The sequence below is a fragment of the Microbacterium sp. 1.5R genome (assembly GCF_001889265.1).
Classification (GTDB): Bacteria; Actinomycetota; Actinomycetes; order Actinomycetales; family Microbacteriaceae; genus Microbacterium.
The window spans coordinates 2,524,339-2,539,079 of the sequence record NZ_CP018151.1 but is presented as its reverse complement, the minus strand read 5'-3'; the positions used below and the strand labels follow the sequence as shown (position 1 = coordinate 2,539,079).

Here is a 14,741-nt window from a genome sequence, read left to right as displayed (position 1 = left end):
CGGGGTGCGTCAGGAGACCCAGGCGAGGATGAGGATCATCGTCGCGAGGAACCCGGCGAAGTAGTTGAGGAAGATGAAGCGCCGCCACGCGCGGTTGGTCCCCGCCGATGTGTCGTCGGTGACGTTCCACCAGGGTGCGGCGTTGACGATGTACGGCAGCGCGAGGGCGGCGCCCAAGGGCGCCGGCCAGGACGTGAACAGCATGGCGATGCCGGCGAGTGCCCACAGCGCGATCGACAGCCGTACGGTCGCCCGTGCTCCGATCACGGTCGCGATCGAGCCGATGCCCCCTTCGCGGTCGGGTGCGATGTCCTGCACCGCTCCGAAGGCGTGCGCGGCCATGCCCCACAGGAAGAACGCGAGCAGCACGATGACCGCTGTCGAGGTGACGGCGCCCTCGGCAAGGGTCAGCCCCACGATCGCCGGAGTGACGAAGTGCAGGCTCGAGGTCGTCGAATCCAGGAACGGCCGCTCTTTGAACCGGAGCCCGGGTGCGGAGTAGGCGATCACCGCGAACACGCTGATCGCGAGCCAGAGCCAGGATGCGGGATTCCCGACCGCCACGAGGTAGACCAGGAACGGGACGTTCGTCACCACCGCCGCCCACAGGGTCGCGCGGTGTATGCGGGGGGCGAGAAGCGCGCCCTCGATCCCGCCCTTGCGCGGGTTGGCGAGGTCGGACGCGTAATCGAACACGTCGTTGATGCCGTACATGGCCAGGTTGTACGGCACGAGGAAGTAGAGGGTGCCGATGATCAGCGTCAGGTCGATCTCGCGCGTGCTGAGGAGGTAGGCGGCCGCGAAGGGGAATGCCGTGTTGATCCAGCTGATGGGGCGGGAGGAGAGGACGATCTGCCGGGCGTCGCGACCGGTGGATCCGCGGGTCGAGGAGCTCACGAGGGATCCTCCTCGGCGCCTCGGAGGCCGGCGCGCGCGCGTCGACGTGCGCGCAGCGCTGCCCACAGGGTCGGCAGCAGCACGGCCCCTGCGAGCGGATAGGCGAAGTCCTCGAGCGGTGCGAGACCGATGTGCACCCCGAGGAGGTGATCGGGGGAGTAGTGGAACAGTCCGGTGGCGATCATGACGGTGTCGAAGACGGCGGTGAGGAGGAAGAGCACGACGACGGTCGCGGCGATCGCGCCGAGATGGGCTCTGTTCCGACCAGCGACCACGGAGAGAACGGCGGCCGCCACGACGGCGACGCCGACGAACCATGCGGAGAGCTCGATGTAGGTCACGATGCGACCTCCGCCGGGCGTCGGCGCAGTCGGGTGAGGATCCGCACAGCCCCGGTGTAGACGACCATGGTGCAGACGACGAGGAAGAGCAGGAAGACAGGCTCTTCGATGGGGAGCTCGGGGGCGAGGACGATCCCCGTCGCGACGGCGGCCTCGCCCCGGAAGAAGATCCCTCCGACGATGCCGGCGACGTCCCACGCGAGGAAGAAGGCGAGTCCGATCGCCGTGACGATCGCCGCGGTCACCGCGTCGCTCCAGAAGAAGAGCCGGAACCGCCGGTCGAGCAGCAGCATGCAGCCGAGCGTGATGAGCAGGAGCGCGAGATACAGGAAGCCCATCAGGATTCCCCGCGGGTGGACCCTGCCGGGGTCGCAACATCGAGAGGGCCGCTGGAATGGTCGCCGCGGATGCGCTTGAGAACGATCTCCGCGCTGATGAGGCACATCGGCACCCCCACGCCCGGCGCGGTCGTGGCACCCGCGTAGTACAGGCCCGACACCTGGCGCGACTCGTTCTGAGCACGGAACATCGCGCTCTGGGACAGGATGTGCGCCGGCCCCAGCATCCCGCCGCGCCACGAGTTGTAGTCCTCGAGGAAGTCCGCGGGGCCCTTGGTCTCGCGTACCACGATGCGCTCACGCAGGTCGTGGATGCCGGCCCAGCTCGCGATCTGGTCGATCGCCGCATCCGCGGCCTGCTCGATCGCCGCGGAGCCTGCACCGTCGGAGCCGCCCGCTCCCAACGCCGTGTCGGCGGGGATCGGCACGAGCACGAAGAGGTTCTCGTGGCCCTCGGGGGCCACGGTGCGGTCGGTCGCGCTCGGGCGGCAGACATAGATCGATGCGGGTGAGGGGATCTCGGGGTCGTCGCCGAAGATCGCGTCGAAGTTCGCATCCCAGTCCTCCGTGAAGAACAGGGAATGATGCGGCAGCTCGGGCACGGAACCACGGATGCCGAGCATCACCAGCACGGCGCCGGGACCGCTCGTGCGCTGCTGCCACCAGGAATCGGGGTAGGTGCGCAGGTGCGGCGGCAGCAGCGCCGTCTCGGTGTGGTGAAGATCGGCGCCGGACACCACGATGTCCGCTTCGGCCCGGTGCGCGATTCCGTCGGCGTCGCGCCACTCGATGCCCGTGACGGTCGGAGCACCCGACCGGACGCCGGTGCTGATCGCCGTGACATCGGCATCCAGCACGATCTCGGCTCCGGCCGCCTCCGCGAGCTCCGCGATGCGCTCGACGACGCGCCAGAATCCGCCCTGGGGGTAGCTGACGCCCTCATCGAGGTCGAGAGCGCTCATGAGGTGGTACATCGCCGGTGCGGTGCGGGGGTCCGTGCCGAGGAACACGGCGGGGTACCCGAGCAGCTGCCGGATGACCGGGTCACGGAAACGCCGCGCGGCGAATGACTGCAGGCGTGTGCCCAGCAGACTGAAGAGACGGGGGAGTGCGCGCAGCACCTCCGGTGTCATCAGCGTGCGCAGCCTCGTGAACGGGTTGTAGAGGAAATAGCGCTCGGCCATCACACGGGCGTCGTGCGCCGAGTCGAGGTAGGCATCCAGGGCCTGTGCGGCGCCGGGCTCGCGTGACTCGAAGAGGCGCGAGACCGCGCCACGACCGGTGGGAACCGTGACGGACGGCGCCGTGCGCCCGTCCGCGAGCGGCGCCCGGAATACGCGATACCCGGGATCGAGGAGGGTCAGATCGAGCTGCTCCTGGGTCGAGGTGCCCATCATCTCGAAGAAGTGATCGAACACCTCGGGCATGAGGTACCACGAGGGCCCGGAGTCGAAGCGGAAGCCGTCGCGCTCGATGGTGCCTGCACGACCACCGACACGGCCGTTCTTCTCATAGACGGTCACATCGTGGCCGTCACGGGCGAGCAGCCCGGCGACGGCGAGACCGGCGACGCCTGCGCCGATGACCGCTACCCGGCTCATCGGCTCCGCTCCATCGCGGTCACGAGCACCGAGCGCGCGGCCAGCATCGCCTTCACCGGATCGGGTACGCGCACCCGCTGCTCGTAGAGACTCGAGGCCGGAGTCTTCGCGACCCGGCGCGTGAGAGCGGCGAACAGCGCGAGTGCGCTGCGGACCGCGGCGCGAGAGTCCTTGGGCAGCAGCGGGATCGAGCGCGCCGCATCATCGAGCTGCGCCGTGATCGTGCGCACCCACTCGTCCCGATCGCCGTCGGTGAGGCGACCGCCGTCGCCGAGGTAACCGCGCTGCAGGCGATCCGTGTCATCCGCGAGGTCGCGCAGGAAGTTCACGTTCTGAAATGCCGCACCGAGCTGCCGTGCTCCGTGCGTCAGGGTCTCGAGTTCGCTGTCGGTGCGCCGCTCGTCCCGCAGGAAGACGCGCAGGCACATCAAGCCGACCACCTCGGCAGAGCCGTAGACGTAGCGCTCATGAGCCGCCGCGTCGTAGGACGTGAAGTCCGCGGCGATGTCGGCGGCCATCGAGTCGAAGAACGGCTGCGTGAGATCTTCGCCGATCCCGCACTCCCTCGCCGTTCGCGCGAAGGCGTGCAGGACGAGGTCCGTGCTGTATCCGACGCTCATCGCCCGGTGCGTCTCCGAGACGTACGACGCGAGCGCTCCGCTCTGCGCCGACTCGTCGAGCCCCGCCTGGGCGGCGACTCCGTCGACGATCTCGTCCGCGATGCGCACCATCGCGTAGATGTTGCGCACGTGCTGACGGTGTCTCTCGCCGAGCAGGCGCGTCGCGAGTCCGAAGGATGTCGAATATGTGCGGATGACCTCGGTGGATGCGGTGTCGGCGGCGCGGTTGAACCGCCCCAGACTCGCACCCGATGCGTCGTGAGGGTTCGGGGTCATGCGTGACGCCCTTCGAGGCGGGAGGTGGAGACGAGGATCGACCGTGCGGCATCCGAGCTGATCTCGCCGGCGAGCTCCGCCTCGGACAGCAGGGCGTAGACCGCGTCGAGCTGATCGCCGATGAGGCCGATCACGAATCGCTCCGCTCCGCACTCGCGCAGCAGATCGCGCATCGAGGTGGCGTCCTGCAGGCTGAGGTCCGCCGAACCGAACCGCGGTTCGATGTCGTGCCAGGCGCTCGTCGACCGCGCGAAGGCGATGATGGCCGTCTCCTTGCCCTCTCTCAGGTCGGAGAAGGGGTCCTTGCCGTGCGTCCGGTGGTCGCCGAAGATGCAGAGCAGGTCGTCCTGAAGCTGGTAGGCGAGACCCAGGTGGCGGCCGACGGCCTGCAGCGTCTCCTCGGCTGAGGTGGAGGAGTCGGCGAGGAGCGCCGCGGCGCGCAGCGGGAGCGAGAACGAATAGGTGGCCGTCTTGTAGACGCTCATCGACAGGACGGTGTCGACGTCGGAGGCGATGATCCCGTGGCTCAATGCGACGTCGGTGTGCTCGCCGGCCACCGTCTCGAGGATCGTCTGCTCGACCAGGTCGAGGAGGCGTCCTCGTGTGTGCGCCGGCACATCCGCCCGGGCGAAGCCCATGATCGCGGCCGAGAGCATCAGATCGCCCATCAGGATCGCGCTGGACCTGGCCCAGTGCAGCGCGTCCTGCTCGGAGGCGACGGGTGTGCCGGCGGCGAGCTGCCCGATCAGGTTGGGTCGCTTGCGGCGGGTCAGGTCTCCGTCGATGACGTCGTCGTGAAGGAGGAAGGCATAGTGAAGGAGCTCGATATGGGTCGCTATGTCGACGGCCCCGATCATCGCGTCCTCGCCTGCGGTCGGGACGAGCGCGCGGTGGATGTCGAGCAGCAGCCGCGGGCGCACGAGCTTGCCGCCGAGAGCGTGGTCGGCGGTCGCGCGCCAGAGGGCGGCGAACTCGGCTCCGTACACCTCGGCGTTCTCGCAATGAATGGCGAAGCGCTGTCGGAGCACCTCTTCGACACGGGTGCTCATGTCCTCTCGCGGCGCGGTCTGCGTCACGGTCGCGGTCATGATCACACCACCCCGAGGTCGCGCAGCCGGGGCAGCTGCTCCACGAGCCAGGGGCTGTACGCGAAGGGGGCGCCGATGACGGCGTCGGCGAACTCGGCCGGATCGACCCAGGCCCACTCGGCGACCTCGTCGGGATCGGGGGAGAGGGGGCCGTCTGCGATGGCGACGTGCACGGGGCAGATCTCGTTCTCGACGATCCCGCTCGCGTCGACCGCGCGATAGCGGTAGTCAGGCAGCACCAGGGAGATGTCGGTGAGACGGAGTCCGAGCTCGTCCTGCGCGCGTCGATGCACTGCCTGTGTCATGTCCTCACCCGGGCGGGGGTGACCGCAGAAGCTGTTGGTCCAGACGCCGGGCCAGGTGCGCTTCGTCAGCGCTCGCCGCGTGACGAGAAGACGCCCCTGCCGGTCGAAGACATGGCAGGAGAAGGCCAGGTGAAGAGGAGTATCGGTGGTGTGTACCGCGTCTTTCGCGAACACGCCTATCGCGACTCCGTCTGCAGAGAGGAGGGTGACCTCATCCAACGGGGAACCTCCTCGATTTTCGCTAGCTTAGCTAATAATCAACATAACACGAAACAATCGTGTGTAGCATGATGGCATGCACGACGGACCGGACGCCACCCCCCGCGGAAGCGGTGCGTCCGATGTGCTGTCTCGCAAGGACCCGATCTCTCCGGATGGCCTCGCGCACGCGGCGATCTACGACGTCGAGTCGGCGGATCCGCGGAGCACTCTGATCGATCGATCAGGTGTCGACCCCGAGGACCTGCGCCAGATCGCGCTCGTCATGGGCGCCCTCGGTGAGCTCCGCGACGCGGAGCAGAAGCTGTCACTCGCCTCACGGCGCTACATGCGCCTGAACGACACGGACATGCGCGCACTGCATTACCTGATCGTGTGCGCGAACCGCGGGGCCACGGCCACTCCCGGGGGGATCGCGACGCACCTCGGCATATCGACGGCGTCGACGACGAAGCTGCTCGACCGCCTCGAGAAGGGCGGACATATCCGGCGGGCGCCGCATCCGACCGACCGGCGCGCTCTCGCGATCACCATCACGCCGGAGACGCGGCAGGCGGCCATGGAGACGGTGGGTCGTCAGCAGGCCAAGCGCTTCTACTCGGCGGCGCGACTCACTCCGGACGAGCGTGACGTCGTCATCCGGTTCCTGTCCGACATGGCCCAGGAGATCACGCTCCGGGATGAGCCGTGGGCTCAACCCGGAGTCGCGACCTCAGACTGAGTCAGTGCGCGGCGTTGTACGCCTCGACGACCGGGGCGGGAATGCGGCCCCGCTCTGAGAGCGTGTAGCCGTTGTCGTTCGCCCAGGCGCGGATCGCCGCGACCTCGGGATTGCGACCCGCGCGCTTCCGGGGTGCTGCTGACCGAGACGAGGCCGCCGAGCCGGCCCGTCGTCCAGCCGAGATATACGGTTCCAATGCCGCGCGCAGTTCTTCTGCGTGCGCGGAATTCAGATCGATCTCGTAAGAAGTGCCATTCAGCGAGAAATGGACCGTTTCGCCTTCGCCCACTTCCAGGATGCTTCCGTCGATGTCGTCAACCAGCTGGTGCACAATTCTTCTTGCCATGGGAATACAGTACTGCCGAATATCCGAGCCCGCAGTGCTATTCGTGACCAGGGTCGATCAATTTCAGGCCGACGATGCACCCGACGAGGCCGAGGAGCAGCAGAATCCGCGGCCAGGAGATGTCGCTGTCGCCGGTGATCATCGCCCACACCACTGTCAGAGTCGCGCCGATGCCGACCCACACCGCATAGGCGGTGCCGGTGGCGATATCACGCATGGCGAATGCGAGCCCGAGCATCGAGAGGATCAGACCGCCCGCGAATATGATGCTCGGCCACAGCTTGGTGAATCCCTCGGATTTGCCGAGCGCAGTCGCCCATACAGCTTCGAGGACTCCGGAGACGATAAGCACGATCCACGACATGACGGTCCTTTCGGACCAGTCTTTTCGCTCACCGGGTACTGGTCTGCCTCGTCCGGGGCCGGGGTTCACCGACCAGTATCCACGATAGCCCTGAGCGCTGGGCAGGGCCTGTGCAGCGCTGTGCCGCGGAGCGCCGCGCGTGACTCAGGGGAGCAGTCCGGCCCGCCGCGCCTTGGCCACGGCGGCATGGCGGGTCGAGGCGTCGAGCTTGGACATCGCCGTGCCGAGATACGCCTTGACGGTGCCCTCGCGAAGGCCGAGCTGCCCGCCGATCTCCGCATTCGTCGCGCCGAGGGCGGCGCAGGCGAGCACATCGGTCTCGCGGCGGGAGAGATGAACCGTCGGGATCGGCCCGGTGCCGGTGGAGACCGCGTCGTCCGCGAGCATCACGAGGCGCTGCTCCACCTGTGCGATGCGCGCCCGAAGATCCGCATCATCGACGGATGCCGCGATGCTGCGAAGCTCGGCGAAGCTCTCCCGCAGCTCTTCGCGATGGCGCGGGGGGACGGATGCGGACGACGGCGTGACCGAGCGAAGGCGACGTTCCACCTCGTCGCGAACTCGGAGCTCCTCTGCGACGGACTGTGCGACCTGCATCGCCGGCGCCGTGGTCACGCCGCCGACGGGTGTCCGGTCCCAGGCCCCCGCGTACAGGACTCCTCGGGGACGGCCGCTCACGACGATCGGCAGGGCCAGTAGAGTCCTGAGGCCCTCGCCGAGCACGAACACGTCGTAGTCGTGCGTGATCTGCTGCGATGACCCGTAGTCGCTCGTCATGCGAGGGCGCAGCTCCATCATCGCCCGTCCGCCGAGACCGCGTTCGGGTCTGACGCGCAACCCGTCGAGGCTGTGCGTGCGGTTTCCGACGATGCTGGTGACGCTGACCACGCCCTCGTCGATCAGGCCGCCGAAGGCGACCGGGAACCGGGTGCGCTGCGCGAGCTCGCGCACTGCTCTGGCGACGAGCTCGGTCTCTGATTCCATCTCGGTCGATGTGCTCACGACTACCTACTTTCGGGGGTGACGGCGCTGTGTCCCCGTTTCGTAGCGTCGACCCTATCATTCGCCTGGCAATGCGGGGCGAGCCGCAGAACATGAGGCAAGGAGGCCCCATGACCGACCATCCGACGGCAGATTCGCCGGGAGCGATCGACTACATCGCTGTCGAGGAATCACCACGATTCCGCGAGCTGAAGAAGACGCAGCGCTCATTCATCTTCCCGCTCGCGGCATTCTTCCTCATCTGGTATTTCGTCTACGTCCTGCTCGCCGCCTTCGCGACCGAATTCATGTCTCAGAGAGTGTGGGGAGATATCACCGTCGGGCTGCTCATGGGGTTGGGACAATTCGTCACCACCTTCGCGATCACGATGGGGTACGTCGCATTCGCGAACCGGAGACTCGATCCGATAGCGACCGAGATCCGCGAAGAGCTCGAGAAGGCGCAGGCTGACGCATGAACCGCATTCACGCCGCCGCGGGGGAGATCGCGGTGGAGAGCAATCCTGTTCTCAACATCTCGATCTTCGTCGCCTTCGTGGCGGTGACACTGTTCATCGTCATCCGTGCGAGCCGGAACAACAAGACGGCGGCGGACTACTACGCCGCGGGCCGCTCGTTCACGGGGCCGCAGAACGGTTTCGCGATCGCCGGCGACTATCTGTCTGCGGCATCCTTCCTCGGAATCTGCGGTGCGATCGCGATCAACGGCTACGACGGATTCCTGTATTCGATCGGATTCCTCGTCGCCTGGCTCGTCGCACTGCTTCTCGTCGCCGAGCTGATGCGCAACACCGGCAAGTTCACGATGGCCGACGTCCTGTCGTTCCGACTGAAGCAGCGGCCAGTGCGCATGGCGGCCGCGATCACCACGCTCGCAGTGTGCTTCTTCTACCTGCTCGCCCAGATGGCGGGAGCCGGCGGGCTGGTCTCCCTGCTGCTCGGAATCGACGGCCGACTCGGTCAGTCGATCGTGATCGCCGTCGTCGGCGTGCTGATGATCGTCTACGTCCTCATCGGCGGCATGAAGGGCACGACCTGGGTGCAGATCGTCAAGGCGTTCCTGCTCATCGGCGGTGCGATCGCGATGACGATCTGGGTGCTGGCGATCAACGGATTCAGCCTCAACACGCTGCTCGAGGCGGCTGTGGCGAATTCCGACAAGGGCGACGCGATCCTCGCGCCGGGACTGCAGTACGGAGCGAACCCCTGGGACTTCGTCTCTCTCGGCATGGCTCTCGTGCTCGGAACAGCGGGGCTCCCGCACGTGCTGATGCGCTTCTACACGGTCCCCACTGCCAAGGAGGCTCGTCGTTCGGTGGTGTGGGCGATCTGGCTGATCGGCGGCTTCTACCTGCTGACACTGGTGCTCGGCTACGGAGCAGGCGCGCTCGTCGGCGCGGACGTGATCGCGGCGGCACCCGGCGGGCCGAACTCGGCGGCGCCGCTGCTCGCCCTGTATCTCGGCGGGCCGGTCCTCCTCGGGTTCATCTCGGCCGTCGCCTTCGCGACCATCCTCGCGGTGGTGGCCGGACTCACGATCACGGCAGCAGCCTCGTTCGCGCACGACATCTATGCGAACGTGATCCAGAAGGGGAAGAAGGACTCGGCCGGAAACCCCGTCGAGCCGGATCCCAACGGCGAGGTGCGCGTCGCACGCCGAACGGTGGTCGTGATCGGCATCTTCGCGATCGCGGGCGGCATCGGTGCGCAGGGGCAGAACATCGCCTTCCTGGTGGCGCTCGCCTTCGCGGTCGCCGCCTCGGCGAATCTGCCGACGATCCTCTACTCGCTGTTCTGGCGACGGTTCAACACCCGCGGTGCGGTCTGGAGCATGTACGGCGGCCTCGCCGCGGCGATCATCCTGATCATCCTGTCGCCGGTGTTCTCCGGGTCGCCGACCTCGATGATCCCCGGGATCGACATCGTGCTGTGGCCGATGAACAATCCGGGAATCGTGTCGATCCCGCTCGGCTTCTTCCTCGGCTGGCTCGGGACGGTCACGAGCCGGACCAAGGAGTCGCCGCTCCTGGCGGCCGAGATGGAAGTGCGCTCGCTCACCGGTTTCGGGGCCGAGAAGGCCGTCGACCACTGAGCGGCCGATGACGCGAACGGGGACCCCGACGGCCTACTCGTCGGGGTCCCCGTGTGCGGTCAGCCGTGCGACTCGAGGTCGAGAAGGAACCTCTTGCGCTCGGGATGCGCGCCGTACTGACCCGTCGTGCCATCCGACCGCACCACGCGGTGGACGGGGACGACGATGGAGAAGGGACTGAGACGGCAGGCGGTGCCGACGGCCCGCGCGGCACCGGGGCGCCCGGCCAGCACCGCGACCTCCCCGTAGCTGATCGTCTCTCCCCATTCGATGGTGGTGATGGTCTGCAGCGCCGTGCGCGCGAACCCGTCGATGAGGCGCCAGTCGAGCGCCAGGTGATCGTGGAATCGCACCGGCGATCCACCGAAGTACGCGTCGAGGAGTTCGGTGACCTCGTCTGCCGCACCGGGGTCGGGTTCCGGGACGGCCCGGAGCTGGCTCGCGACGTTCTCGAGGAGCCAGGGAACCGATGGATCATTCGACTCCGAGAGGTCGAATCGGACGAGCCCCTCGTCGGAGAACACCGCGAGGGCGTCGCCGAACGGAGTCGGTGCGAAGTCATAGCGGAAGGTCATGCCTCCATACTGACCGGAGCGGGGGTGCGGGGGCGTCCCCACGAGCGCGACCGGGGGAGACCGCACCGACTCGTCGCTCGGGTGCAGAAGCAGTCCGCAGGGTCGTCGCTCCGCCCTCGAGCGGGCGGAAATACGGTGAAACCCGCCCGGGATACCGCCTGCGGGGCGAGGCGCGCTTAGTGTGTGAGGTGTGTGGCGACGTGAAGGCAAGGCTGCGGATGACGCAGCGACCGATGCCGCAGTGACCCTCGGCGAATCGCACGAGCCGGTCTCCGGTATCGGCATCGCGCATGCGGCAGAGGCCGAGCGCACTCGGCTGCGTGCGGAAGCTGCTGACCTCGGCGGTTCATCGCCGCTCGTGAACTTCCGCGACACGGTCGAATCCAGCATCGACATCTCGAAGGCCCACCCCGGCAGTCTTCCCCAGTTCATCACAGGCAAATCGACCCTGCTGTCGAACCTCTATCGCGACGAGGTCGGTCTGCGCACTGCGAGGCTCGCCGCCGAGCGGATCACGGCGAAGAACACCGAGCTGCGCACCGTTCGCGGCATCGAGGCGGTGCACCTCGCAGTCGGCGTCGCCGGCTGGCGCATCGGCGGGGCGGATTTCTCGGCGCCCGTGCTGCTTCGCCCCCTCGCCATCCGTCGGCACCACTCCGACTTCGAACTCAAGCTGCAGGGCGCGTTCGAGGTGAACCCCGAGCTCGTGCGCATCGCGCGTGAGCACTTCGGCATCACGATCGACGCCGCGGCTCTCGCCTCCCTCGCCTACGACGGCGGGATCTTCAAGCCGCAGCCGGTGATCGACAGCCTTCGGGCCACGACGCGGTCGATCGACACCTTCACGGTGCTGCCGCGGCTCGTGGTCTCGACCTTCGCCGATGTCGGCGGTGCCATGTCCCGCGACGGCGGGAGTCTGGACCACGTCGTGCTCAACGCTCTGGCCGGTCACGTCGGTGACCGCGAGCAGGTCTCGGCCCGCCGACCCGCGCCGCACCACACCGGACCGGACGACCGGGCGCCGGCATCCGACAATCTGCTGCTCGATGCGGATGCCGAGCAGGAGGCGCTCCTCGCCCGGATCGCGGCCGGACATTCGCTGACCGTCGCGACGCTCCCCGGCACAGGCGGCACACAGACCGTGATCAACGCGCTCGGCGAACTCGTGCGGGCCGGCAAGAGGGTGCTCGTCGTCTCGGCGCGACGGTCGACCCTCGACGGCGTGCGGCACCGTCTCGCGGGCATCGGCCTCGACAGCCTGGCGGTATCGCCCGCGAACGTGCGTCGGGACCTCGTCCGCGCGATCGGCCGGAACGAGAAGGCGACGGCTCCGAAGGTCAGCGACGTCGATGACGCTCTTGTGCGTCTCCGCACGGTGCTCAGGGACTACCGCAGCGCTCTCACCGCTCCGGTCGCGGGGACGAACTCGTCGGTGCTCGACGCCACCAGGCATCTCACGAGGCTCGCCTCCCTGCCCACCCCGCCGTCGACCACGGCGCGACTCAGCGCCGAGACTCTCCGCCGTCTCGCTGACGATCGCTCGTCGGCGGCAGCGGCGCTCGCGCAGGCCGCGCGCCTCGGCGAGTTCCGCTTCGGACCCGACGACTCGCCCTGGTACGGAGTCACGTTCTCGAGCACCGAGGCGGCGAAGTCGGCGCACCAGCTGGCAGCGCGTCTGCACTCCGACAGCGTGCCGGCCCTCCTCGAGCGCGGGTATGCCCTCATCGCCCAGACGCATATGCGCCCGTTCTCGACGATCGACGAGCTCGGTGAGTACCTGCGGCTGCTGCAGGGCATCCGCGACTCTCTCGACCGGTTCAGCCCCACCGTCTTCGAGCGTCCGCTGGGCGAGCTCATCCAGGCTCACGGATCGCGCCGCGACGCGCCCGCGATGTCCGGGGCGAACCGGCGTCGGCTGCGTCGCCTCGCCAAGGAGTACGTGCGCCCGGGCGTCCATGTCACCGAGATGCACGAGTCGCTGCTGCGCATCCAGGCGCAGCGCACCCAGTGGCAGCGGTTCGTGGAAGCCGGGGTTGCGCCCGAGGTTCCACTCGGGCTCGCCGACGTCCACTCGTCGTGGCAGCGCGTCACGGCTGAGCTCGCCGAGCTCGATGTCGCGCTCGGCCGCAGGGAACCGCTGTCGACGCTCCCCGTCGCCCGCCTCGTGCGCACTCTCGCCGGTCTCGCGGCGAAGTCCGACGTCTTCGACAACCTCGTGGAGCGCGCGCAGCTGCGCGATCGGCTGGCTGACCTCGGTCTCGAGCCGCTGCTCGCGGAGCTGTCCGTTCGCCACGTCGCCGAGTCGCGCGTGGGTGACGAGCTGGAGTTCGCCTGGTGGCAGACACTGCTGGAACGGGCTCTGCAGGAGGATCGAGCGCTGCTCGGTGCGAACACGGCGGTGGTCGACCGGCTCGAGCGGGACTTCCGTCTCGTCGACGAGGCGCACGCCGCGATGGCCGGTCCGTTGCTCGCCTGGCAGCTCGCGAACCAGTGGAAGATCGCCATCGTCGATGAGCCGCAGGAGTCGCAGAACCTCAGGCGTGCACTGAAGCAGCCGGCGACGACGACAGCCGAGATCGTGAGCTCCGCGCCCACCCTCGTCGGCGTGCTCGCGCCGGTATGGATCTCGTCTCCCTACCTCGTGCCGCAGATCCCCGACTCCGTCGAGTTCGACACGGTGCTCCTCGTCGATGCGGCCGCGATCAACCTCGCCGAAGCGGCCCCGGCGATCCGCCGTGCCCGTCAGGTCGTCGCTTTCGGCGATCCGGTCACTCAGCTTCCGACAGCGTTCCACGTCGCCGTGGACCCCGGCCCCGAATGGGAGCACGAGGTGCCCTTCGACTCCGTGTCGGTGTTCGAGCGCCTGTCCGAACTGCTTCCCGTGATGACCCTCACGCGCAGCTACCGCGCGGGCGGCGAGGACCTCGCAGAGCTCATCAACGACGCGTTCTACGGCGGCGAGATCGTCTCTCTGCCCTGGGCGGGCTCGTACCTGGGTCGCGGCAGCCTCACCGTCGACTACGTCGAAGGCGGCACCGGGGCGCCCGACCCCGTGTCGGGTGCGGTGGAGAGCCCCGAGGCAGAGGTCGCACGCGTCGTCACGCTGGTCGTGGAGCACGCCGTGCATCGCCCGGACGAGTCGCTCATGGTGGTCACCGCGAGCAGGCGTCATGCCGAGCGCGTGCGGGCCGCCGTCACCTCGGCATTCGCCGGGCGCTCCGACGTCGCCGACTTCGTCGGTCGCGACACGGCCGAGCCCTTCGCGGTGCTCACCCTCGAGGAGTCCGTGGCCGAGAGCCGCGACCGGGTGATCTTCTCGCTCGGCTACGGCCTGACCAAGCACGGCCGAGTGCTCAGCGACTTCGGCGACCTGTCCACGCCGGATGGCGAGCGGCTGCTGACGGTCGGGATGACCCGCGCCCGCCGGTCCATGGTGATCGTCTCGTCGATCCGCCCCTCGTCGTTCGACGACGGCCGCCTCGAGTTCGGCGCCGCCACCCTGATGTCGATCCTCGGCGGCCTCGCCACCCGGGGACGCGACGCACGCCTGGAGGATCTCGCCGACCCGCTGACGCTCGCCCTCGCACGAGAGCTGCGCCGTCTCGGCGCAGCGGTCGACGTCGACTACCGCGGTCTGCTGCCGCTCGTCGCACAGCACAACGGCAAGGCCGTCGTCATCGAGTCCGACCCGGAGTCTCGTGGCGAGTCACTGCGCGAGGCCCTGCGGCTGCGCCCGAACGTGCTTCGCCGCCTCGGGTGGCATTACGTGCGCGTGCACGCCTTCGACCTCTACAGCGACCCCGTCACGGCGGCCACGCGCATCGCGGGAGTCTTGGGAATCTCGGCATCCGCGGCCCGAGCCGACAACGACACGCAGCCGATCGATCTCACCGACCCGCAGAATGACTGATCAGCCGGACTCCGGTGCCCCGCGGCAGAAGGTCGTGCGGGTCGCA

At 68.3% G+C, this 14,741-nt stretch carries 15 protein-coding genes and 1 riboswitch; of the genes, 4 read left to right on the top strand and 11 right to left on the bottom strand.

The genetic code is table 11. The annotated features are described in order from the left end of the window. Positions 1–9: 9 nt before the first annotated feature. From BMW26_RS12160 to idi, 7 genes are read right to left on the bottom strand one after another with little or no spacing between them, the layout of a single operon-like run. Positions 10–897, bottom strand: coding sequence for a prenyltransferase (locus BMW26_RS12160; protein WP_056279918.1), 888 nt, complete (start codon positions 895–897; stop codon positions 10–12). Next, on the bottom strand, positions 894–1,238 hold the full coding sequence (locus tag BMW26_RS12155) for a lycopene cyclase domain-containing protein (RefSeq protein ID WP_053097231.1): 345 nt from the start codon (positions 1,236–1,238) through the stop codon (positions 894–896). The genes BMW26_RS12160 and BMW26_RS12155 overlap by 4 nt, the downstream gene beginning before the upstream one ends. After that, positions 1,235–1,576 carry a lycopene cyclase domain-containing protein gene (locus BMW26_RS12150; RefSeq protein ID WP_072591598.1) on the bottom strand — a complete coding sequence of 114 codons (342 nt, stop codon included), beginning with the start codon at positions 1,574–1,576 and terminating at the stop codon, positions 1,235–1,237. Before BMW26_RS12150 ends, BMW26_RS12155 begins: the two co-directional genes overlap by 4 nt. Beyond that, a complete protein-coding gene (crtI, locus tag BMW26_RS12145) occupies positions 1,576–3,177 on the bottom strand; it encodes a phytoene desaturase family protein (protein ID WP_072591597.1) in 1,602 nt (533 codons plus the stop codon). The genes BMW26_RS12150 and crtI overlap by 1 nt, the downstream gene beginning before the upstream one ends. Further along, complete coding sequence (locus BMW26_RS12140; protein ID WP_072591596.1) at positions 3,174–4,073, bottom strand: phytoene/squalene synthase family protein; 900 nt, start codon at positions 4,071–4,073, stop codon at positions 3,174–3,176. Before BMW26_RS12140 ends, crtI begins: the two co-directional genes overlap by 4 nt. After that, positions 4,070–5,161: a polyprenyl synthetase family protein gene (locus tag BMW26_RS12135; protein ID WP_157557435.1), complete on the bottom strand. Its 1,092-nt coding sequence runs from the start codon at positions 5,159–5,161 to the stop codon at positions 4,070–4,072. Before BMW26_RS12135 ends, BMW26_RS12140 begins: the two co-directional genes overlap by 4 nt. A 2-nt stretch (positions 5,162–5,163) precedes the next feature. After that, on the bottom strand, positions 5,164–5,685 hold the full coding sequence (idi, locus tag BMW26_RS12130) for an isopentenyl-diphosphate Delta-isomerase (protein ID WP_056279923.1): 522 nt from the start codon (positions 5,683–5,685) through the stop codon (positions 5,164–5,166). Positions 5,686–5,761: 76 nt separating this feature from the next. Here idi and BMW26_RS12125 point away from each other — a divergent pair, with 76 nt between their 5' ends. Continuing rightward, positions 5,762–6,406, top strand: a complete 645-nt coding sequence (locus BMW26_RS12125; RefSeq protein ID WP_082297860.1) for a MarR family winged helix-turn-helix transcriptional regulator — start codon at positions 5,762–5,764, stop codon at positions 6,404–6,406. 1 nt (position 6,407) lies between these two features. Here the strand turns inward: BMW26_RS12125 and BMW26_RS12120 are convergent, their stop codons facing one another. The 3 genes from BMW26_RS12120 to BMW26_RS12110 all read right to left on the bottom strand — a co-directional run bounded on the left by BMW26_RS12120 (position 6,408) and on the right by BMW26_RS12110 (position 8,118). Then, positions 6,408–6,752, bottom strand: a complete 345-nt coding sequence (locus BMW26_RS12120; protein ID WP_053097221.1) for a histone-like nucleoid-structuring protein Lsr2 — start codon at positions 6,750–6,752, stop codon at positions 6,408–6,410. A 37-nt stretch (positions 6,753–6,789) separates the two neighbouring features. Continuing rightward, complete coding sequence (locus BMW26_RS12115) at positions 6,790–7,116, bottom strand: DMT family transporter (RefSeq protein ID WP_053097219.1); 327 nt, start codon at positions 7,114–7,116, stop codon at positions 6,790–6,792. Positions 7,117–7,126: 10 nt separating this feature from the next. Then, a riboswitch (guanidine-III (ykkC-III) riboswitch) is annotated at positions 7,127–7,194 on the bottom strand. Positions 7,195–7,260: 66 nt separating this feature from the next. Then, positions 7,261–8,118: a LuxR C-terminal-related transcriptional regulator gene (locus tag BMW26_RS12110; protein ID WP_053097217.1), complete on the bottom strand. Its 858-nt coding sequence runs from the start codon at positions 8,116–8,118 to the stop codon at positions 7,261–7,263. A gap of 110 nt (positions 8,119–8,228) precedes the next feature. Between BMW26_RS12110 and BMW26_RS12105 the strand changes: the two genes are divergently transcribed. Further along, entirely contained in the window at positions 8,229–8,576 is a 348-nt protein-coding gene (locus BMW26_RS12105; protein WP_053097216.1) for a DUF485 domain-containing protein, read from the top strand. Continuing rightward, positions 8,573–10,210 carry a solute symporter family protein gene (locus BMW26_RS12100; protein ID WP_072591595.1) on the top strand — a complete coding sequence of 546 codons (1,638 nt, stop codon included), beginning with the start codon at positions 8,573–8,575 and terminating at the stop codon, positions 10,208–10,210. The genes BMW26_RS12105 and BMW26_RS12100 overlap by 4 nt, the downstream gene beginning before the upstream one ends. A 59-nt stretch (positions 10,211–10,269) precedes the next feature. Here the strand turns inward: BMW26_RS12100 and BMW26_RS12095 are convergent, their stop codons facing one another. Further along, the gene (locus BMW26_RS12095) at positions 10,270–10,785 is read right to left on the bottom strand and encodes a methylated-DNA--[protein]-cysteine S-methyltransferase (RefSeq protein ID WP_053097213.1); all 516 of its coding nucleotides are present in this window, start codon (positions 10,783–10,785) and stop codon (positions 10,270–10,272) included. Positions 10,786–10,975: 190 nt separating this feature from the next. Here BMW26_RS12095 and BMW26_RS12090 point away from each other — a divergent pair, with 190 nt between their 5' ends. Further along, entirely contained in the window at positions 10,976–14,695 is a 3,720-nt protein-coding gene (locus tag BMW26_RS12090) for an ATP-binding protein (RefSeq protein ID WP_056279930.1), read from the top strand. The last annotated feature ends 46 nt before the right edge of the window (positions 14,696–14,741 follow it).